The sequence below is a fragment of the Nocardia panacis genome, from assembly GCF_003598715.1.
Lineage (GTDB): Bacteria > Actinomycetota > Actinomycetes > Mycobacteriales > Mycobacteriaceae > Nocardia > Nocardia panacis.
Genome location: NZ_QZFU01000059.1, coordinates 1 through 888, shown reverse-complemented (window position 1 = coordinate 888; position 888 = coordinate 1). Strand labels below are relative to the sequence as shown.

Genomic DNA, 888 nt, shown 5'->3' with positions numbered 1-888 from the left:
CTAGGTCATGTCTCCCAATCGGGTTTTCTCGATCCTGCCCGGTAGGTCCTCGGGTCGGGGATCATGTTGGCCGTGGCGGCGACGGTCGGTGATCGGTATCGGGTTCTGACGGACAAGCAGTGGGAATTGCTCGAGTTGCTGCTACCGAGATCCGATGGCCGTGTGGGCCGCAACTTCACCAACAATCGCCTGGTGGTGGAGGGGATGTTGTTCCGGTTGCGGACCGGGGTGCCGTGGCGGGATCTGCCGGAGGTGTTCGGTCCGTGGCAGACGGTGTGGAAGCGGCATCGCCGCTATGCCGGTGACGGGACATGGGATCGGGTTCTGGTCGCGTTGACCGCGCTCGCCGATGCCACGGGGAATCTGGATTGGGTTGTGTCGGTGGATTCCTCGATCATGCGGGTGCACCAGCACGGCGGGAACGCTTCCCGTGGGAGCGGGTCGGTGGTCGGCCCGGACGGTGAGCTATGAGCCTGCCGACCACGCGATCGGCCGGTCTCGTGGCGGGCTGACCACGAAAGCGCATCTGGCCACCGACGGCAACGGTCGTGGCCTGGCCGTGTTGCTGACCGCGGGCCAGGCCGGCGACTCGCCGATGATGCCCGCGGTGCTCGACGCGATCTCGGTGCCGCGGCTGACCGGTGGCCCGCCCCGCCGCAGTCCCGACCGAGTACTGGCCGACAAGGCGTACTCCTCGGCGAGCAATCGGGCCTTGTTGCGTGGCAAGGGTATTCGCGCTGTCATTCCCGAACGCGCCGATCAGATCGCCAACCGGAAACGACGGGGCCGCGCCGGTGGGCGACCACCGCGGTTCGATCCGGTCGCCTATAAGGGCCGCAACGTCGTGGAACGCGCTTTCAACAAGGCGAAACACTGGCGCGGTGTCGC

At 66.9% G+C, this 888-nt stretch carries 2 protein-coding genes; both read left to right on the top strand.

All coding sequences use genetic code 11. The features are described from left to right. Positions 1 to 72: 72 nt before the first annotated feature. On the top strand, positions 73 to 471 hold the full coding sequence (locus tag D5S18_RS36235; RefSeq protein WP_203237049.1) for an IS5 family transposase: 399 nt from the start codon (positions 73 to 75) through the stop codon (positions 469 to 471). Then, on the top strand, positions 461 to 888 hold a 428-nt coding region (locus D5S18_RS36230), incomplete at its 3' end, for an IS5 family transposase (protein WP_203237048.1). The genes D5S18_RS36235 and D5S18_RS36230, both read left to right, overlap by 11 nt.